The sequence below is a fragment of the Shewanella algidipiscicola genome (assembly GCF_900380485.1).
GTDB classification, from domain to species: Bacteria; Pseudomonadota; Gammaproteobacteria; order Enterobacterales; family Shewanellaceae; genus Shewanella; species Shewanella algidipiscicola.
The window spans coordinates 333,605-352,679 of record NZ_OXJV01000017.1 but is presented as its reverse complement, the minus strand read 5'-3'; the positions used below and the strand labels follow the sequence as shown (position 1 = coordinate 352,679).

Below are 19,075 nucleotides of genomic sequence, written 5' to 3'. Positions count from 1 at the left end.
CATAAATGTCATATACATCGCAGCGAGTCTTAGATATTTGTCTGCGATTATGTGAGCAACATTTAAATACCTTGTACACTAATTATATAGGTCATAAGAGGTTAGGCAGAGATTATGTGGATAGAAAAAGTGGCCAAGCAGTTGATGTTGCTGGTTGGCATTGTGGGTGTGTTAGTGATTTACAGTGGCTTCTTTTATCTGTTGTTTCAGCCACAAGGGCCGCAGTTACCTTGGTATATTTTGCTTTCTCCTTGGTTATGTATCTATTTTGGTTTAAACACGCAGCAACAGCGCAACACTCAGCGTTGGTTAATGCAAAAATTACCCTTTAAGCGTTCAAATTAAGCGCTATTTTCCGCTTAAGCCTTTTAAAATGGCGCAGTCTGGTTGGGCGCCGCCTGCGCAGTGATCGATCAAGTCACTCAGTTGTTGTTTCAGTTGACTCAGTTGCTCGATGCGCCGGTTAATCTCTGCAAGATGCACATTGGCAATGCGCTTGACATCTTCGGCGCAGCGGCCGGTATCACTTTTTAAACTCAGTAGCGCACGGCAGTCCTCTAGGCTGAAGCCAAGTTCACGGCAGTGATGCAAAAAATGCAATTCATCCAATTGAGTATGGTTGTAATAACGGTAACCGTTATCGCCACGCTCGGCACATACGAGACCGATATCGTGATAATAGCGGATGCTTTTAACCGATAAGCCTGTTAGTTTTGCTGCCTCACCAATATTGATCATAGTTAACCCCACACATTGACTCTCCCATTAGGGGAGACATTACGCTTGATGGTAGAGAAAGACAAATTAGTATCCATCACAGAGGAGTCATACCCATGGATAAACTCACCTTTTATGTGCCGACCATGAATTGCGCCAGCTGCGTAGCCAAAATTGATAAGGCCATGGCGGCGTTAGCTAGCGATGGTGAGCAGGTCGAGACATCAGTCAACCTTGCCGATAAACAGGTGACAGTGGTGGGGATAGCTCAGGCGCAGCGGGTGGCTAGCGCATTAGCAAACGCCGGCTATCCCGGTCAGCAAGTGATCGACCAGCAGTTAGCTATCAAAGAGCGGCAAGAAAATGAGCGTAAGGAGTACCACACCCGGTTATGGCAATCCATGGCGGCGCTTGCGCTCGGTGTGCCTATGATGCTGTGGGGATTGTTAGGTTATGAGATGATGATCAACAGCCCCGCACAGCAAGTGGGCTGGGGGATCATGGGGGGGCTCACTTTTGTACTGCTTATCACCACAGGTGGCCATTTTTATCGTGGCATGTACAGCGCGCTTAAGGCAGGCAGCGCCAATATGGATACCCTTATTGTGTTGGGCACCAGTTCGGCGTGGCTCTATTCTATGCTGGTGGTTGTCATACCCCAGTGGTTCCCAGCAGACACCCGCCATGTTTATTTTGAGGCCAGTGTGATGATTTTAGGCTTAATTAATCTAGGCCATGCGATGGAACTGCGTGCACGCGGTAAAACCAGTGAGGCGGTCAGTAAACTGATTGGTTTGCAAGTGACCAGCGCCACTCGAGTGACAGATGCTGGCGATGAAATTGTCGAGATTAGCGCCATTAAGATTGGGGACAAGTTGCGCCTTAAACCTGGTGAGCGTGTAGCACTGGACGGTGACGTACTTGAGGGGCAGGCGCTGATCAATGAAGCGATGTTAACCGGTGAGCCAGTGCCGGTAGAGAAGCAACCTGAGGATAAACTAAGTGCTGGGACGGTCAATGAAAATGGCAGCCTAGTTTATCGGGTCACCGCCAAACAACAGCAGACTAAACTGGCAAAAATTATCGAACTGGTGCAACAGGCGCAAACCTCGAAACTGCCCATCGGCAGGTTGACCGATAAAATTGCTGCCTATTTTGTTCCTGTGGTGGTGTTGATCGCCATTGTTGCCGCCATAGTGTGGTTTGTGGTGGGGCCTGCACCCCAGTTGAGCCACGCGCTGGTGGTGTTAACTACGGTATTGATTATTGCCTGCCCCTGTGCACTAGGGCTAGCGACGCCGATGTCGATCATGGTGGCGGTGGGCCGTGCGGCGCAGATGGGCGTGTTGCTTAAAAATGGTGAAGCGTTGCAGACGGCCAGTAAAGTGACCACAGTAGTGCTCGATAAAACGGGCACTATCACCCAGGGCAAGCCTGCTGTTACCGATGTGGTCACGATCGCCGAGATGACCCGTGACAATCAGCTTGCAGGCAATCAAGGTGTCGATAATGAAGCGCCAAGTCCTCTTAGTGAAGATAAGTTAATTGCCTTGCTGGCCAGCGCGCAGCAGCGTTCACAGCACCCCTTAGCGGCGGCCATGATAACAGAGGCAAAACGCCGTGAATTAGTGCTTGGTGAGGTTGACAGTTTTAACAATATTACCGGCCAAGGAATTGTGGCCAAGGTGGGTGGCCATACATTGGTGGCCGGTAACCTTAAGTTAATGCAAGCAGAGCAGATTGGCGATATTGCGTTAGCATCAAGCCATGTCAGTGATTTTGCCCAAGTAGGAAAAACGCCGATTTATTGTGCCTTAGATGGTCATCTACAGGCCGTAGTGGCGATTGCCGATCCCATAAAGGCCGATGCTCAAGCAGCGGTGGCAGCCCTGTTGCAACAAGGCAAAAAAGTGGTACTGCTCAGTGGCGATAATCAGCACACCGCAACGGCCGTCGCGCAGCAGGTGGGCATTAGCGATGTTATCGCCGAGGTGAGTCCAGAGCAAAAGTTGGCGCTTATCGAAGCGCGTCAATCAAAAGGGGAAGTGGTTGCTATGGTGGGGGATGGCATTAACGATGCCCCTGCGTTAGCCAAAGCCGATGTCGGCATAGCGATGGGCAGCGGTACGGATGTGGCGATAGAGAGTGCGGGTATCACCTTACTTTCTGAACGCGTAATGACCTTGGCCGATACCTTTATGCTGGCTAACGCCACCATGAACAATATTAAGCAGAATCTGTTTGGTGCCTTTATTTATAACACCTTGGGGATCCCTGTGGCCGCTGGCGTCTTGTTTCCGTTCACTGGCTGGTTGCTTAGCCCTGTGGTGGCGGGCGCAGCGATGGCGCTGTCTTCTTTGACTGTGGTAACTAATGCCAATCGATTACGAGGATTGCGTTTAGGAGCCATTTCTCATGAAAAATAGAGGGAGCGCACTCTCTTCGGGCTGGGTTGGTTGTTAGTTGTTGTTAGCCATGACGTAGCTTGGCTACGTCATGGTGTCGATATTTTATGCAGCTTTTCTGGGGAATCTTTAGGGTTGTCATTGCTAATTACCACCTAAATCGCTATAGTAGCGCGCTTTAATTTGTCCCTTTTAGCGCGGTGTATCATCACTGCAGCCTTGACTGAGTGTCTTTAGCCAGTTTGGGTATCAGATGGTCATCATTGGCAGCGCTTCGCTTAACTAATTTCGGAATTTCACATTGATCACAACAGCTAATATCACCATGCAGTTTGGCTCTAAGCCGCTGTTTGAAAACATCTCAGTCAAATTTGGCGGCGGCAATCGCTACGGTCTTATCGGCGCTAATGGTTGTGGTAAATCAACCTTCATGAAGATCTTAGGCGGCGAGCTTGAGCCTACTTCGGGTAACGTGTCACTCGATGTCAACGAGCGTCTAGGTAAGTTAAGCCAGAACCAGTTTGGTTATGAAGAGTTCAACGTGGTTGATACTGTGATCATGGGCCATGCTGAGCTGTGGAAAGTCAAGCAAGAGCGTGACCGCATCTACTCTTTGCCAGAAATGAGTGAAGAAGATGGCATTAAAGTGGCTGAGCTTGAGATGGAATTTGCTGAGATGGACGGTTATACCGCCGAATCTCGCGCCGGTGAATTATTGCTGGGCGTGGGTATTCCGCTTGAGCAACACTTTGGTTTGATGAGCGAAATCGCACCAGGTTTTAAGCTGCGTGTGCTGCTTGCTCAGGCACTGTTTAGTGACCCAGATATCTTGCTACTCGATGAGCCTACCAACAACTTGGATATCGACACCATTCGTTGGTTACAAGAGATGCTCAACCAGCGTAACAGCACCATGATCATCATCTCGCACGATAGATATTTCTTAAACTCTGTCTGTACTCACATGGCTGACTTGGATTACGGCGAACTGCGCGTTTATCCGGGTAACTACGATGAGTATATGATGGCGGCTAACCAAGCTCGTGAGCGTTTGATGTCTGATAACGCTAAGAAGAAAGCGCAAATTGCTGAACTTCAAGGCTTCGTTGCACGCTTCTCGGCTAACGCCTCTAAAGCGAAACAGGCGACCTCACGTGCCAAGCAGATTGATAAAATTAAGCTTGAAGAGGTGAAAGCCTCAAGCCGTGTGAATCCATTTATCCGTTTCGAGCAGGAAAAGAAACTGTTCCGCAACGCATTAGTGGTTGAAGATTTAGCTAAAGGTTTCGATAGTAAGCCACTATTTAAAGGCGTTAACCTGATTGCTGAAGTGGGCGAGCGTATTGCGGTACTGGGTGAAAACGGTGTGGGTAAAACCACCATGTTACGTACCCTCATCCATGATATTCCACAAGATGAAGGCAGCATCCAATGGTCTGAAAACTCAGCCATAGGTTATTACGCCCAGGATCATGAGTCTGATTTTGAAAACGACATGACCTTATTTGACTGGATGAGCCAGTGGCGCAAGCCAGAAGATGACGATCAAAGCGTTCGTGGTTACTTAGGCCGCATGTTGTTTGGCTCTGATGACATCAAGAAGTCAGTCAAGGTGTTATCAGGTGGTGAAAAGGGCCGTATGCTATTTGGTAAACTCATCATGCAAAAGCCCAACATCTTGGTTATGGATGAGCCAACCAACCACTTGGACATGGAATCGATTGAGTCGCTCAACAATGCACTAGAGATGTATGAAGGCACATTGTTGTTTGTCAGTCATGACCGCGCATTTGTATCATCACTCGCCACCCGTATTATTGAGATCACCGCCGATGGCGTGAACGATTTCAGAGGTACTTACGATGAGTTCTTGCGTAGCAAGGGTGTCGATGCCTAATCGCCGCTAAGCCTCATTGATAAAAAAGCCCAAGGCAATTACATTGCCTTGGGCTTTTTGTTGGTTGGCTGTTTTAAAACGGCTATTTAACGAAACGTTGTGCTAGATATTCAAACACCGCTCGAATACCAAAGGCTTCACCGCCAATGGGGCGACCGGGTAAGGTGCGGTTGTTCCATGCCATGACATCAAAATGGCTCCAGCTTACCTTGTCATCCACAAAGGCTTCAAGATACAAGGCGGCGGTGATCGCGCCGCCAAAAGGCGTCTTACCACAGTTGGCTAAGTCGGCAATATCGCTGCCAGTAAGATCAAAGTAGGCTTTATGCAGCGGCATGCGCCAGACGGGATCTTCAACCTTAAGTCCTGCGGCGGTAATACCTGCTGCCACTTCGTCATCATTACTAAAGAAGCCTGGTAATTCAGTACCTAAGGCGATACGCATGGCGCCGGTTAAGGTGGCAAAGTCGATCAACAGATCGGGCTTTTCATCGCTGGCATCGGCAAGGGCATCACACAAGACTAAGCGGCCTTCAGCGTCGGTGTTATCAATCTCAACGGTTAAGCCTTTACGGGTGGTGATCACATCGCCTGGGCGAAATGCATTCGCCGAGACCGCATTTTCTACCGCGGGTACCAGTACGCGCAGGCGCACAGGCAGGTTACTGGCCATGATTTGATGGGCTAAACCAATCACATGGGCCGCGCCGCCCATATCTTTCTTCATCAAGCGCATGCCTGCACCGGGTTTAAGGTCTAAACCGCCCGAGTCGAAACAGACCCCTTTACCCACTAGCGTCACTTTAGGCGCGTTTTCATCGCCCCAGGTTAAATCGATAAGCCGCGGCTGGTTGTCACTGGCACGGCCAACCATATGGATGGTGGGGTAGTTTTGCTCAAGCAGTGCATCGCCGATGATTTGCGTCACTCGGCCGCCAAACTCTTCAGCCAAGGCCTCCATGGTGTCGCCCAAATCTTGTGGCATCATGTCGGCAGCAGGGGTGTTAACCAGATCGCGTACTATGGTCACCGAACGTACCAGCTTTAATGTGCTGGCGACCAAAGCGGCATTATCAATAACAAGTTGAGGATACTGTTTATCATTTTTCTTGTAACGATCGAACTTGTAAGCCCCTAATACCCAACTGAAAGCCGCGACTTTACATTGAGCTTCGCTGGCATTGAGGTAGTACTGATTGGCGGGCAGTTGGTTGACGATATCGCCGCAAACCCAGTAGGCATCGGGTGAGTCGCTGACATAAACAACCTGTGCTAGCTCTCCGTTTGCGGCGGGGATAAGGCTTAATCCTTTGCCTGAAAACTGGGTGGTTTTCAGCCAATTTTGTTGTGCTGCTGGCAATTGTTCATGCCATTGTGAAAAATCTTCAGTTGCAATGATCGACAAGGGGATGCCGTTGGAGCCAGTTATAAGTAGTGGAGTCATTGGGTATCATCTTATTTGAGGTCAAAAAATCAATTAAGATTATCACGCTAGCGCCACAAGGTGAATGTGGCGGGTGATTTACTGCGGGGTATTGCTGACTTTTTCTACAACCTGTATATCTCGTTTATGCTGTTGGGCCACACGGTTAAGATGGGCCTTTCGCTCTGATAAGTTATTGAAAGAGCTAGGCAGTATCTCAACGCCCACCACCTTAGCCAGTTTCACCACTATGGGGATAGTGATTGGCGCAAAGGGTAACACGGCAAAAACGCCTAAACCTAAGCCCTTAATAAGATCGGCTAACTGTCTATTGGCTAGCTTTAACTCATCTTTACTCGCCTGTTTACGAGTGTAGCGTTTGTAGGTCACCAACATCTCTTTGGTTTCCTGTTTTTCTTGTGACAGGGCATCTTTAAGTACCAGCATATCGCGTTTTAAACGCAGGCCCGCTCGACGCCGACTGATATGAAATACCCTAAAAGGCGCTTTATGTAATTTACGATAAATTTTCATTGCTCAATTGTCTCATAGGGTCATCCTGACACCTACTTTTATCTCTGCGCGATAGAGCCTTTTGGTCGTTTTTTTTGCGTTGTAGATAATATCAAAAAGCGGATCACAATTGCGTTGCGTCGTTTATTAAGATGAGGCTAATGGGACAACAAGAGACTGTGGCTAAACAGGTCGGTGGCGGTTCGTTGAAAGAGTTTGGTGACCAGTTTTGCTGGCATCTAGGCTGATGGATCTTAGGGGCTTACCCCGTTAGGTGCTAACACCTAACGGGGTAAGTGAGTCAATACTGACTCAGGGCTATACGCGAAAACGCGCCACTAATACCTGTAATCCCGCTGCCAGTCTAGCCAGATCGTCACACGCCTGTGCGGTTTGCTCCACCGATTGGCCGCTCTGCTCTGCAATATCACTAATGGTGGTAATGCTGCGGTTGACCTCTTCTGCGGCTAATGATTGTTGCTCCACGGCGGCCGACACTTGGATATTCATGTCGTGGATCGCCTCTACTGAGTGGTTTATCTCGTTGAGCGTACTTTGGGTACCCGCAATTTCAGTGACGGCATCATTACTCTTTTGGCTACTGCGCTGCATCACATTGACCGCATCTTGAGTACCGCTTTGAATACCTGCCACCATCTCTTCAATTTCCCCCGTGGACTGCTGGGTACGCTGGGCGAGGTTACGCACTTCATCGGCCACCACGGCGAAACCGCGGCCAGCCTCTCCTGCGCGCGCCGCTTCAATCGCGGCATTGAGGGCGAGTAGGTTGGTTTGCTCGGCAATATTACGGATCACCTCAAGGACTTGCTCAATACTGCGACTTTGCACTTGCAGATCGCGGATGGTTTGCGAGGCTTGCTCGACCTCTGCCGCAAGAGAGTGAATCGCATCGACGCTGCGCGCAACCGTGCGATTGCCCTCTAAGGCGACTTCAGTGGTTGATTGTGCATTGGTTGCGGCGTTATGAGTATTGCCCGCTATCTCTTGGATAGAGGCGGCCATTTCGGTCATGGCGGTGGCCACTTGAGTGGTTTGGTCACGCTGGGTCACAACGCCTTGGCGAGTTTCATCAGCGACTGCCGATAACTCTTCTGTGGCGGCAGCCATCTGATTTGTTGAGTCGGCCACTTGCTGTATCAGTTCTTGAATTTTAGAGATAAATTGATTGTAGCCTTTGGCTAAATTACTGAGTTCATCTTGACCGCTCTCATCTAGCCTGCGGGTCAGATCGCCTTCACCTTCGGCGATATCTTGCAGGGTTGTGACAGTCGATTTCAATGGTCTAATAATGGTTTGCGACAAGCAATAGGCAATAAACATGGCAAATGCTATGGCAGCGATGGCCATGATGATGACGAAATTGCGCGTCTTATTGGCAGAATGAGCATAAAAGCTTCTGTCCATCGCAATTTCAACAACTGCAATAGGTTTACCAGAGAAGTCATTAATATTTTTGACTAATGTCGCCCATGGGCGGCTTTGGCTATTATTTTGGCTAATAACGGTTTGTCCCTTCCACGCCGCTAAGATAGTGTCTTGGTTGACGAACGATTGCCCATTAATGGTCGAAGCTAACACCTTGGTACTACCATTGTTGACGGCATGAATCGCAATATCCACATTGCTACCAAATGCTTGGCTAAATCGGTTGGCGAAATCTTGAGATAGGTTAAGACCAAACTCAATCGATCCTGTATGTTGCCCTTGGTAATTCATGGGGACTAAGCCTCGAATACCAATGCCAGCAACGCCACCGTCCATGCCTCTAACGGGTTGACGTGTGCGATTCACTTGTACAATTGTTTCGCGTAAATTGGACAGGTCGTCACCGTATTTGTCTAGTTTATGCAAGCGTAGATAGGAGGTGGCAGGGGCGGTATGAAACTGAAATTGCGCTACGCCATAGTGCTGTTTAAGCACATCAAAAACGGGCTTGAATTCGCGGGTCAGCTCAGCACGGTTGCCCTCTGCGAAGGCTTGTTTTACTGATGGTTGATTGGCGATAATCGCGCTCATGGCTTCAGCAAACAGCGCCTGAGTGTTAATTTGCGAGCTGGCGGCGCCATAGAGGCTCTCCATTTCTCGCTTCTCTGCTTCGGAGATCAATTGGTTGGAGTTGACTAGATAGAAGATTGCCATAATGGCGACAGTCAGCGCCACTAAACTGGTAAAGCCGCCTGCGAGGCGAGTCCCGATGGTTAAATTTCTAAACACTTGTTGACCCTTTACTTTTTCGATTGCCTGCCTCGTAGGCAGCCAATCACATTAAATGGTGACATAGCTAAACACAACGAATTCCCTTTTTATGTTTATCCGTTTGTTTGTAAGTGAGCCGAGCTTGTTTTGACTCTTGAATATACAGCGACAATTCTAGAGTAAACTTGATCTAGAACAAGGAATCTTACCTATAAAAATGTCCGTATCTTGCCGTAATTACAATAATGTCTCGCTTTAGCTAACTTTTGGTAACACAGCTAGCATCTAGGTTGCTATTTTTTAGCATAATTGTATGTTCGCATCCTGAGTGGGGTGAATGCTGTTACATAACGCTAAGCATTTTACAGGGAGTGATTTTGACTTAATAGCGCCGGTATCTCACAATCAATAAATTCTCAACTGAATCTTGTATTGAAGTTTTAGATGCTATTTATTAAGCTGTCATTATCGTGCAAGTTTTATCATGGTTTTACACCTCTACATCATCTCAATATCGTCAATTGCTTTTAAATAGTTTTTAATTTATAAGTTTTATCGCTATGAAATAATAAGATTTTTATTTTTAATCTTATTATTTTGTTGTGTTCGGTTTAATGTTTTAATCCGTTGCCTATTTTAGGCTTTATTGCCATGATTATGGTCGGTCACTCATTAACGAAAATTCAGTTTTTGGAGGGTAAAGGAGCGATGTTTGTCTTGCTCTGTTTTGGATAATATGGGACTTATGATGGGGAAAGTTCAATCATAAGTGCCTAGATCAGATAGTCGGCTCGGCGTTGCATTACAGTGAACGCGTTTGAGCCTAACCGCATGCCTTGACGGTGATGCGTTAGTGATAATAATAAATTTACAAAGGTTAGGTAGATTAATTATGAGTAAGAAGCCAAATATTACAGTATCTTCTATCGACTTAGCTCGATTAGAAAAAATGATTGATTCGTTAGATGGCCAGCATATCGCTGAAATTGATGATTTAATGACTGAGCTTGAGCGGGCAAAGATCCTGCCTCCAGAGCAGATGCCCGCTAACATAGTGACCATGAACTCGACAGTGCGCTTTAAAGTGGCCTCATCGGACAAGGAGTTCTCGTTGACCTTGGTTTATCCTCAAAACCACAATGGCGATGTGGGTCAAATTTCAATTTTGGCCCCAGTGGGCAGTGCGCTACTGGGGTTAAAAGAAGGTGATGAAATTGAGTGGCCAAAACCAGGAGGAGGTCAGTTATTGGTTAAGATCATCGCGGTTGAATATCAACCTGAGCGAGCGGGCGAATATCACTTATAAACGTCATGACTGAATATTGCCAAGGCTACACCCAATAGGCTTAATTCAGGCGAGTGTCAGATAAAACCTCCCGTTTTAACGTGAGCTCAAAGTCTCTTATTGAAATAACTCTTGTATTGAACAGGTTATTGATTGAATGAGTTGATAATTGGGCTCACTATTTATTAGACTGACTCTTTATTCAAGCGATAACCTTTGGTATTTGAGGATAAAATCGCTACAGCCAAGTGGGGCGTTGTTCATCACATGATGGTCTCTCCCGGAGACTGTCGATACTCTTAATCCTGCCTTGAGCACCAGCGCTTGAGTTGGGTCGCCAATAAAAGTGCAACACACACGGATACAAACCACGGAGATAAGGGGTTGTGTCACTAACGCTACAACCATAGCCCACAAAGGACGTTGCTTATGGATCATCAAATGAAATCACTGTTGGGTATTGAACTGCCGATCATTCAAGCGCCCATGGCCGGGGTACAAGGCAGTGCATTAGCGATAGCCGTTAGTGATGCTGGCGGTTTAGGCTCCTTACCATGCGGTATGTTGACGCCAGAGCAAGTGATAGATGAAATCAATACTATTAAGCGCGCCACGGCGAACCCCTTTAACCTCAATTTTTTTTGTCATCAGGTGCAAGCCTATGATGCGCAGCAACACGCCAGTTGGCAGACACAATTAGCGCCTTATTTTAATGAGCTGGGGGTCGAATGTGAAAGCCAGCCAAACGGTGCTAGCCGAGTTCCTTTTAGTCATGAGATGGCCGATGCTGTCGAGGCATTCAACCCGCCCATTATCAGTTTTCATTTTGGCTTGCCTGAGCCAATACTGCTTAAACGGGTTAAAAGCTGGGGCACTAAGGTGATCTCGTCGGCGACCACACTCAAAGAGGGACTTTGGCTCGAGGCCCAAGGTGTCGATGCCATCATTGCCCAAGGCTTTGAGGCTGGCGGTCACCGTGGCATGTTCTTAACCCGTGATGTGTCAACCCAAATGGGACTGGCGGCGTTGGTGCCGCAATTGGCGAGTCAAGTCCAGGTGCCTGTGATTGCCGCAGGCGGGATTGGCTGTCATCAAGGGGTTAAAGCTGCACTCACCTTGGGGGCGGTTGGGGTACAGGTGGGCACGGCTTATCTGTTGACGAACCAAGCCACTACATCGCCGCTGCATCGCGCCGCGATCACCACTGATGCTGCTATGCATACTGCCATTACCAATGTGTTTTCAGGGCGTCCTGCGCGGGGCATTGTTAATCGTGTGATGCGAGAATTGGGCTACATGAGCCCACACGCGCCAGACTTCCCCTATGCCGCAATTGAGTTGACGCAATTGAGACAAGTGGCAGAAAAACACTATAACAGCGATTTCTCACCCTTGTGGTGTGGGCAAAATAGCCAAGCTTGTCGTGCCATTTGTGCCAGCGAGCTGACCCTGTCACTGGCGGGGAAAATACAATAAACAGACCTGTTTAGGCTCGGCTATATCACTGGCAGGTGGCCGGTTTTAACCCAAATGACGGTTTCTTGTTCAACGTAGGGGAAATGTTCGCTCATGTGCGGGCTGCGCAGCCAAGTATGGGCTGGATATACCCCGAATTCATCACGAAACTCACCCGAGAGCACTAGGATCTCCTCGCCACCAAAATGGCGATGGGGCTGAAAGCGCTCGCCCGCAGGCCATTTGACTAAGGCTACATGTTCATGTTCAAACTGATGTAAGCCCATGACTTGCAAGCCGCCTATGCCTTGTTGCCAAGGAGTATTACGGGTGTCGATGCGCACAGTGCTACTGTCATGTGGAGCAAATTGATTGAGCTTAACCAATAAGGTGCAACCTTGCAGGCTAAAGGGGGCGTGTTGGCTGCCGGGAGGATTACGGATGTAACTGCCGGCAGGGTAGTCGCCGTGTTCATCAGAAAATACACCTTCAAGCACTAAAATCTCTTCACCCAGTGGGTGAGTATGACTGGCAAACGCCGAGCCCGCCTCATATTTGACTATGCTGGTGGTGTGCCCAGACTCTTTGGCTTCACGCTCAAGTGGCTTACGCCATACCCCTTTGGCTGGGCTTGCTTGCCAGTCTTGCTGCTGGGTGTCGATAGCCAATCGCTGAGTGAAATCCATGTTGAACATATTGTGACTCCCTAACTCATTGATGGGTTATGTTTAAGCCCAAGTGGGCTCAAACGGGGTAGTTATGGTCGCGCTAGATTAGTGCGACCATATTGCGCGTAATAGGCCGATTATCCGGCGCGCAGTGCCAGTATCTCATCGAGCGAAAATGGCGCAGGGTAACGATTAAAGTCACTGTCTTGCTTATCGATAGCATAGATTGACATGCGATCGGCGAGTTCATTACCCTCAATGCCTACGTGGGCGGCAACATGGGATATTTTTAGCTCAGTTTTGAGCTCATCATACAGGGTGTGGGCCTGTTGGATTATCTCTAAATTAGCAATGTCGCCTGCGGTTTTGCGCTTCCAACCTTTGGCTTTCCAGCCATAAGCCCAATTGGTAATGCAATTTAAGGCATATTGAGAGTCACTGTGAATATGAACGCTGTTACCGCGCGCAAGTTCGGTTTTTGCCATCAGCAGTGCTTGCAATAGGGCATTTAATTCTGCGGTGTTATTGGTCCCCTTAGGGTTATATAAACCGTACCACAGCTCGGCAAGTTCACCTTGTCGATACAGTGCTAGCCCAGATCCTGCTTTGCCGGGGTTGGGCTCACAGCCGCCATCGGTATAGATATCCACATCACTGTCAGGCGCGGCGCTGGCTGTTGCTGTTGCTTGGCTCTTCGGCTTGTTAGCCGATGGGCTAGGGCGGGCACTGACGCCACCTTTAGCAAAAGCGGCTTTGGCTTCGGCTTCGGTTTTAAATGACTTATAGCGGGCGCCTGCAAAACCATCGACTAAGGCTTTGGTTTGAGGCCAACTGGTAAAAATACCAGTTTCACGTCCTGCCCAAACTACATAATATTTTGTTGCCATGTTTATCTCGTCTTAACCTTGTGCCAATCGTTGTGAGTATTATTGCTTGCAGTCATGCAAGAGTTTAACGAAAAATTCAGTGCCTTTACGTTCGGCAAAGGCGATATTACGCTCTGGGATCGACTCGGGATCAGCATAATTGGCCAGCGCCTGTTCCATGCTCGCTTCACGAATAATATGCAGTGTCGGATAAGGGGCACGGTTAGTGTAGTTGGCCGCACTATCTTGTGGCTCGCCATCGAAACAGTAATCAGGGTGAAAGCTGGCCAGTTGATAAATCCCCTCATAGCCTTGCTCAATAAGCAGATCATTGGCCATGTCGACCAAATCCAGATAGAGGTAAAACCCTTCAAATCCGCGCGGTAAGATCAGTAGCGTGGTTTCTATCTCGCCATGGGCATCGAGCAGTTGGCATTCATCGATTAAGGCGTTGAGCACGTCATCCAGTTGGCGGTTTTCCACGACTTGGTAACGTATGGTATCGGCCAACACCTCTTGGCGGGCAAATGGGCAGATATTGTATTTCATGATGACCCGTTCGACCCAATGCTGCATCTCGGTGGCTATGGCCTGGGTAAAGTCATCGGTTGCTGGTCGTTGCAGTGTCACCTAGTGTCTCCATTATTATCAATATCCCCTAAGCCTATGACGGCGTAATCGTTGGGGAGAATTAAGGCGCGATCATAGGGATGATAGACAGCACAAGCAAGAGTGCCATGGTGATGTTAAACGCTTTTTGTTGCCGTTGGTTTTTTAGTAACCGTTTTAAAGCAACCCCAAAGCCTAACCAGACGATGGCACAGGGAAAGGCCACGCTTAAAAAAACCGAGGCAATGGTGAGCACTTGGCCTGTGAGCGGTTGCTCTAGGGTGGTAAAGGTGGCTACCGCGCCCACCGCCATGATCCAGCCTTTAGGGTTAACCCACTGAAAAGCCGCGGCCTGGATAAAACTGAGTGGTCGACTAGTGTGTTTGCCCTCCATCTTACTGCTGCTATTCGCGATCAGCCAGGCAAGATAGAGTAAGTAGGTGATGCCAATATATTTTATGGCGACATGCAGTATGGGGTAACGTTGAAACAGGGTGCTTAAGCCTAGGCCTATCGCCAGCACCATGGCAGGAAAGCCAATACAGATCCCCGCGAGATGAGGCAAACTGGGTTTGATACCAAAGTTGACCCCTGAAGACATCAACATGATGTTATTAGGCCCTGGGGTAATACCAGATGAAAACGCAAACAGCGCAATAGCCAAGACAAGTTCCATGGACGTAATCGTATAGTCGCTTAAAGTCAGTGGCACATCATCGCTGAGAATATCACGCCTTGCCAGTAAAAAATGTCAGTCATCATATCGGCGCTATGCTTGCGGCAGGATTTGTTACCCTGCTTGCGATAGGGTGATAATCCCTTGTTGCTTGTTTAAAGAGGGGGGAACAAAAGCGGTGGTAAAAGCGGGCTAAAAATGTTGGTCAAAAGGAGTTAACCCCCATCGCCAGTCTACAGCCTCCTCTTTTCACTTTTTGAGGCAATACTCTCAGATTTTATAGCAAGTTAAGCGCTTATCTATGATGACGATTGTCGATAATGAGCGAGGCGAATAAAGACAAAAGGCGCCATCGGCGCCTTTATTGGGCATGGCTAAGAGAATTCTAACCCTCGTCTGCGCTGAGGCTTATCTCGTAGGAGGTGAACTTTCTTAGGTTGATAACGCCCGTATCAAAAATCAGGTACTGGCCTTTAATCCCCATAAGCGTGCCGCTGACCACAGGATCTTTATCAAAGTTATGTGAGGCTATTTTGCTGGGGAACGCGTTGACAGGGTAATCAATGGCGACAATCTCTTCATCGAGTTGCTCAATGGCATATTCACCATGTTGCATCGATAACTCGTGCATCCGGGTCTCTATTTGCGGTAGCAGCGCCTTGGCGTGGGCGGCTAAATCTAGCGGCTGGGCGTTGCCCTTGAGCATAGTGCGCCAATTGGTTTTGTCGGCAATCATTTTTGCTAACTCCACTTCCACTAGACCCGATAACTGCCTGCTTGAGACCTTCAATATGGCTAAGCCTTGGGTGGCGCCCTGATCTATCCAGCGGGTCGGCAACTGAGTATGGCGGGTAATACCCACTTTTAGGCCCGAGGTGTTAGATAAATACACATAGTGCGGTACGAAGCAGTTATCTTCGCCCCACTGTGGCTCGCGGCAGGTGCCTTGTTCAAAATGGCAGGTTTCCGGTTTCATTATACACATATCGCAGCTGGCGAGCTTTTTCATGCAGACGAAACAATGGCCTTGTGAATAACTCTTCTTGGTTTTTTTACTGCAATGACTGCAGTAAATATGGCCAGTGTGAGTAAGGGTGACTTGACGGCCGATAAGCGGATTCATCTCGATAAGGTGGTCAGACAGTGGCAACTGGTATTGTACTTGGCCTTGGCTATCGAGCGCAGAACGCATCTTGCGGATGTTTCCGCTGATTGGGGCATTTGGCATCATGGAGTCCGATATAAAATAAATGAAAATAGCTAAATAGTGCGAGTAGCATCGCGATGACGCTAGATTATATCAGATTGCTAGCAATGTTTTTGATTGGTTTTACCGATTGTTAACTGGCCGCGAAGCAGGTGATGGATTAACAATCGGTATCGCAGGTTCCGCCTAAGTTTAGGCGTTGGTATCGAGCACCACGTCATCGCCGATAGTGTAGAGCGCTAAGCGCAGTTGCTGTTCGATATCATCATTTGGAATATTCAGGCTAAAGTTAGCCCTAAAGAGCGCCACACCAGTGTGACTGGCGCTCTCATACTGGGTAGACAGTCGCTCTATATTGAGTCCAAGTTCACTAATTTTATTGGATATTTGGTGCACAAGCCCTGGCCTGTCATAAGCCACCAGCGAATAAGCTTGGTAGCGGCTCGGGGTGAGCTTATGGCGGGTTTTGGCATAGGTTAGGCTTAAGCCATCGATACATTCGAGGTTCTCGAGCAAGGTTTCCCAATTAGCTGCTGGCACTTCAAGTAATAAGATGGCGGCAAATAGACCATCGATATGACGCAGCTCTGAGTCGAGCCAATGGCCACCGTGTCGGCTAACGATATGAGCAATCTGTTCAACTAAGCCTTGTTTATCGGCTACTTGCAGGGTAACTAGGTATCGTAACATTTCGCTAAAACTCCGTAAGTTGGTTAATATCGATGCCATTGTGTCGCTGTAACAATAATGTCATCTTGACGTCATATAATCTCGACCGTCAGCAATGGGATATGCATGTTTGACTATTGTTAACATAGGTATAACAACAATCCCAGTGAAAACTCTACAGAACAAACATAAACGAGGTTCTTAATGGAAACTCAGGTAACTCAACCTGGTTCTACTGCAGCAAAACTGTTGATGGGAAGGGGCTCTAATCGACGAGCTTGGCAAGATAAGCTCACCCAAGTAGGGGTAACGTTTGGCGGCACCATGGTGTTTGTCGCCTTGCTGTTGATCTTCTTTTATCTGCTGTATGTGGTTAAGCCGATTTTTGATGGCGCCGATGTGACGCCGGTTATGACCGCCCAGCTCGATAAACCCGGTGTCGCTACCTTGATGGTAGGCAGCGATGAGCAAAATGAAATTATCTATCGGGTCACCAGTGAAGGTGAAGTGCAGTTTTATCGTGCAACTACAGGTCAGCTTATTGAAACCAATAGTATAGAGATCCCCTCCGATGCACACATTGTTAGCAGTGCCACCGCCTTTCCTAGCCAGCAACGCTTCGCTTATGGCTTATCAAATGGCCAAGTGATCATCGCCGATCTTCAGTTTGGCGTGACCTATCCAGATAACCAGCGACTCATTACCCCGAATGTGAGCTTTCCGTTAGGGCAACCTTCACTGCAAGTGGCCGATGGCGATGTGGCGCTTAATCAGCTCACTTTTGCTTACTCAAGCGATAGAATGAGTTTTGCCTATCGCAGCGACGCGGGGCAATGGTTTCTTTCACGCCAAGAGGGCGAAGAGAACATGATGACCGAGGAGGTGGAATGGACAGCGACCTCCAGCGTGATAAGTGATACGCCCGTGCAAGTGCAGCAGCAGTTAATGACGCCAGATCAACGTCAGTTACTGCTACTTTCGGGTAACCGGCTATTTGTCTATGATATTCGTGATGCAGAAGCGATCAGCTTAATGCAGGTGATTGAATTGGAGCGAGCCAAAACTAAGGTGACCGATGTCTCCTTGCTGGCAGGTGCCAGCTCGGTATTGGTAAGTTACGATAATGGTTTGATACTGCAGTATTTTCAGGTTAATGGTGACAAAGGCCGCCAGTATCAAGCGATCCGCCAATTTAGCAATCAGGCGGGTGTTAAGCGTATCGCTAGCGAGTTTTATCGTAAAAGTTTCGCCACTATTAGCGACTCAGGCGAGTTAAACCTCTTATATACCACCAGTCAACGTAAGCTATTTTCCCAACGCTTTGATCTTAAGCAACCCGGCGTGATGGGCTTTAGCCCACGCTCCAATGCTTTAGTGGTCGAGGCGGGCGGGCAATTACACTTGTTTGCCGTGGACAATAGCCATCCAGAGGTGTCGTGGAGCGCCATGTGGGATAAGGTGTGGTATGAGGGGTATCCTGAGCCGCAATATGTATGGCAGTCGACTTCGGGCTCGGATGATTTCGAAGCGAAATTAAGCCTAATGCCCTTGGCATTTGGCACCATGAAAGCGGCCTTATATGCCATGCTGTTTGCCACGCCGCTTGCTATTGCTGGCGCTATCTATACCGCATACTTTATGTCGCCAAAGGTGCGTGCCGTGGTAAAGCCCACCATTGAGATCATGGAGGCCTTACCTACGGTGATCTTGGGTTTCTTAGCGGGTTTATGGTTGGCGCCGTTAATTGAAGATAATCTCCCTGGGCTCTTGCTGTTACTGGTTCTGCTGCCCTGCAGCATTTTGCTCACCGCCTTTGCTTGGCATCAGTTGCCTGGGCGCTGGAAACAACGCCTGCCAGAGACCTATCAAGAGCTCATGCTGTTACCGGTTATCGTGTTTATCGGTTGGTTCTCATTTTACATCAGTCCCGTGGTTGAGCAGGCCTTCTTTGGCGGTGATTCGCGCATGTTTATCACTAACGAGCTGGGGATCACTTTCGATCAACGTAATGCCTTGGTGGTCGGTATTGCCATGGGCTTTGCGGTGATCCCAACCATTTTCTCCATTGCCGAAGATGCGGTGTTCTCTGTGCCGCGCCATCTGTCAAACGGCAGTTTGGCACTGGGGGCAACTAACTGGCAAACATTGACTAAGGTCGTGCTACTGACTGCTAGCCCAGGTATTTTCTCCGCGGTGATGATGGGGCTTGGGCGCGCGGTCGGCGAAACCATGATAGTACTCATGGCCACGGGTAATACGGCCATTATGGAGTGGAGTGTATTTGAAGGCATGCGCACCTTGGCTGCCAATATCGCGGTCGAGATGCCAGAGTCTGCCATTGGTAGCTCCCATTATCGAGTGTTGTTCTTGGCGGCGTTCGTGCTGTTTATCTTTACCTTCTTAGTTAACACCATTGCTGAAGTGGTGAGACAGCGTTTACGTGAACGCTACAGCTCATTGTAGTGGAG

16 protein-coding genes are annotated in these 19,075 nt (G+C 48.5%); 6 read left to right on the top strand and 10 right to left on the bottom strand.

Annotated features, from left to right (window positions below):
- Positions 1-114: 114 nt before the first annotated feature.
- Complete coding sequence (locus DN599_RS13755; protein ID WP_204165133.1) at positions 115-345, top strand: hypothetical protein; 231 nt, start codon at positions 115-117, stop codon at positions 343-345.
- Between the two features lie 3 nt (positions 346-348).
- Here DN599_RS13755 and DN599_RS13750 read toward each other — a convergent pair whose 3' ends face one another.
- Complete coding sequence (locus tag DN599_RS13750) at positions 349-738, bottom strand: MerR family DNA-binding protein (protein WP_338054442.1); 390 nt, start codon at positions 736-738, stop codon at positions 349-351.
- 95 nt (positions 739-833) lie between these two features.
- Here DN599_RS13750 and DN599_RS13745 point away from each other — a divergent pair, with 95 nt between their 5' ends.
- Together DN599_RS13745 and DN599_RS13740 are read left to right on the top strand one after the other, a co-directional pair.
- Complete coding sequence (locus DN599_RS13745; RefSeq protein ID WP_110458149.1) at positions 834-3,143, top strand: heavy metal translocating P-type ATPase; 2,310 nt, start codon at positions 834-836, stop codon at positions 3,141-3,143.
- Between the two features lie 280 nt (positions 3,144-3,423).
- Positions 3,424-5,019: an ABC-F family ATPase gene (locus DN599_RS13740; RefSeq protein ID WP_110458148.1), complete on the top strand. Its 1,596-nt coding sequence runs from the start codon at positions 3,424-3,426 to the stop codon at positions 5,017-5,019.
- An 82-nt stretch (positions 5,020-5,101) separates the two neighbouring features.
- Here DN599_RS13740 and DN599_RS13735 read toward each other — a convergent pair whose 3' ends face one another.
- The 3 genes from DN599_RS13735 to DN599_RS13725 all read right to left on the bottom strand — a co-directional run bounded on the left by DN599_RS13735 (position 5,102) and on the right by DN599_RS13725 (position 9,190).
- Positions 5,102-6,463 carry a leucyl aminopeptidase family protein gene (locus DN599_RS13735; protein WP_110458147.1) on the bottom strand — a complete coding sequence of 454 codons (1,362 nt, stop codon included), beginning with the start codon at positions 6,461-6,463 and terminating at the stop codon, positions 5,102-5,104.
- A 78-nt stretch (positions 6,464-6,541) separates the two neighbouring features.
- Complete coding sequence (locus DN599_RS13730) at positions 6,542-6,976, bottom strand: LETM1 domain-containing protein (protein ID WP_110458146.1); 435 nt, start codon at positions 6,974-6,976, stop codon at positions 6,542-6,544.
- A gap of 297 nt (positions 6,977-7,273) precedes the next feature.
- A complete protein-coding gene (locus DN599_RS13725; protein WP_110458145.1) occupies positions 7,274-9,190 on the bottom strand; it encodes a methyl-accepting chemotaxis protein in 1,917 nt (638 codons plus the stop codon).
- An 874-nt stretch (positions 9,191-10,064) separates the two neighbouring features.
- Between DN599_RS13725 and rnk the strand changes: the two genes are divergently transcribed.
- Both rnk and DN599_RS13715 read left to right on the top strand, forming a co-directional pair.
- Positions 10,065-10,478: a nucleoside diphosphate kinase regulator gene (gene rnk / locus DN599_RS13720; RefSeq protein ID WP_110458144.1), complete on the top strand. Its 414-nt coding sequence runs from the start codon at positions 10,065-10,067 to the stop codon at positions 10,476-10,478.
- Positions 10,479-10,886: 408 nt separating this feature from the next.
- Positions 10,887-11,933, top strand: a complete 1,047-nt coding sequence (locus tag DN599_RS13715; RefSeq protein ID WP_110458143.1) for an NAD(P)H-dependent flavin oxidoreductase — start codon at positions 10,887-10,889, stop codon at positions 11,931-11,933.
- Positions 11,934-11,953: 20 nt separating this feature from the next.
- Here DN599_RS13715 and DN599_RS13710 read toward each other — a convergent pair whose 3' ends face one another.
- The 6 genes from DN599_RS13710 to DN599_RS13685 form a co-directional block, all read right to left on the bottom strand.
- Positions 11,954-12,607: a cupin domain-containing protein gene (locus tag DN599_RS13710; protein ID WP_110458142.1), complete on the bottom strand. Its 654-nt coding sequence runs from the start codon at positions 12,605-12,607 to the stop codon at positions 11,954-11,956.
- Positions 12,608-12,717: 110 nt separating this feature from the next.
- A complete protein-coding gene (locus DN599_RS13705; RefSeq protein WP_110458141.1) occupies positions 12,718-13,467 on the bottom strand; it encodes a ribonuclease H family protein in 750 nt (249 codons plus the stop codon).
- Positions 13,468-13,506: 39 nt separating this feature from the next.
- Positions 13,507-14,022, bottom strand: a complete 516-nt coding sequence (locus DN599_RS13700) for a DUF1415 domain-containing protein (protein ID WP_110458194.1) — start codon at positions 14,020-14,022, stop codon at positions 13,507-13,509.
- A 115-nt stretch (positions 14,023-14,137) separates the two neighbouring features.
- Positions 14,138-14,731 carry a LysE family translocator gene (locus tag DN599_RS13695; protein ID WP_110458140.1) on the bottom strand — a complete coding sequence of 198 codons (594 nt, stop codon included), beginning with the start codon at positions 14,729-14,731 and terminating at the stop codon, positions 14,138-14,140.
- Positions 14,732-15,116: 385 nt separating this feature from the next.
- Positions 15,117-15,944 carry a DUF2797 domain-containing protein gene (locus tag DN599_RS13690; RefSeq protein WP_110458193.1) on the bottom strand — a complete coding sequence of 276 codons (828 nt, stop codon included), beginning with the start codon at positions 15,942-15,944 and terminating at the stop codon, positions 15,117-15,119.
- Between the two features lie 186 nt (positions 15,945-16,130).
- A complete protein-coding gene (locus DN599_RS13685; protein WP_110458192.1) occupies positions 16,131-16,628 on the bottom strand; it encodes a glycine cleavage system transcriptional repressor in 498 nt (165 codons plus the stop codon).
- A gap of 183 nt (positions 16,629-16,811) precedes the next feature.
- Between DN599_RS13685 and DN599_RS13680 the strand changes: the two genes are divergently transcribed.
- Entirely contained in the window at positions 16,812-19,070 is a 2,259-nt protein-coding gene (locus DN599_RS13680) for an ABC transporter permease subunit (protein WP_110458139.1), read from the top strand.
- Positions 19,071-19,075: the final 5 nt, after the last annotated feature.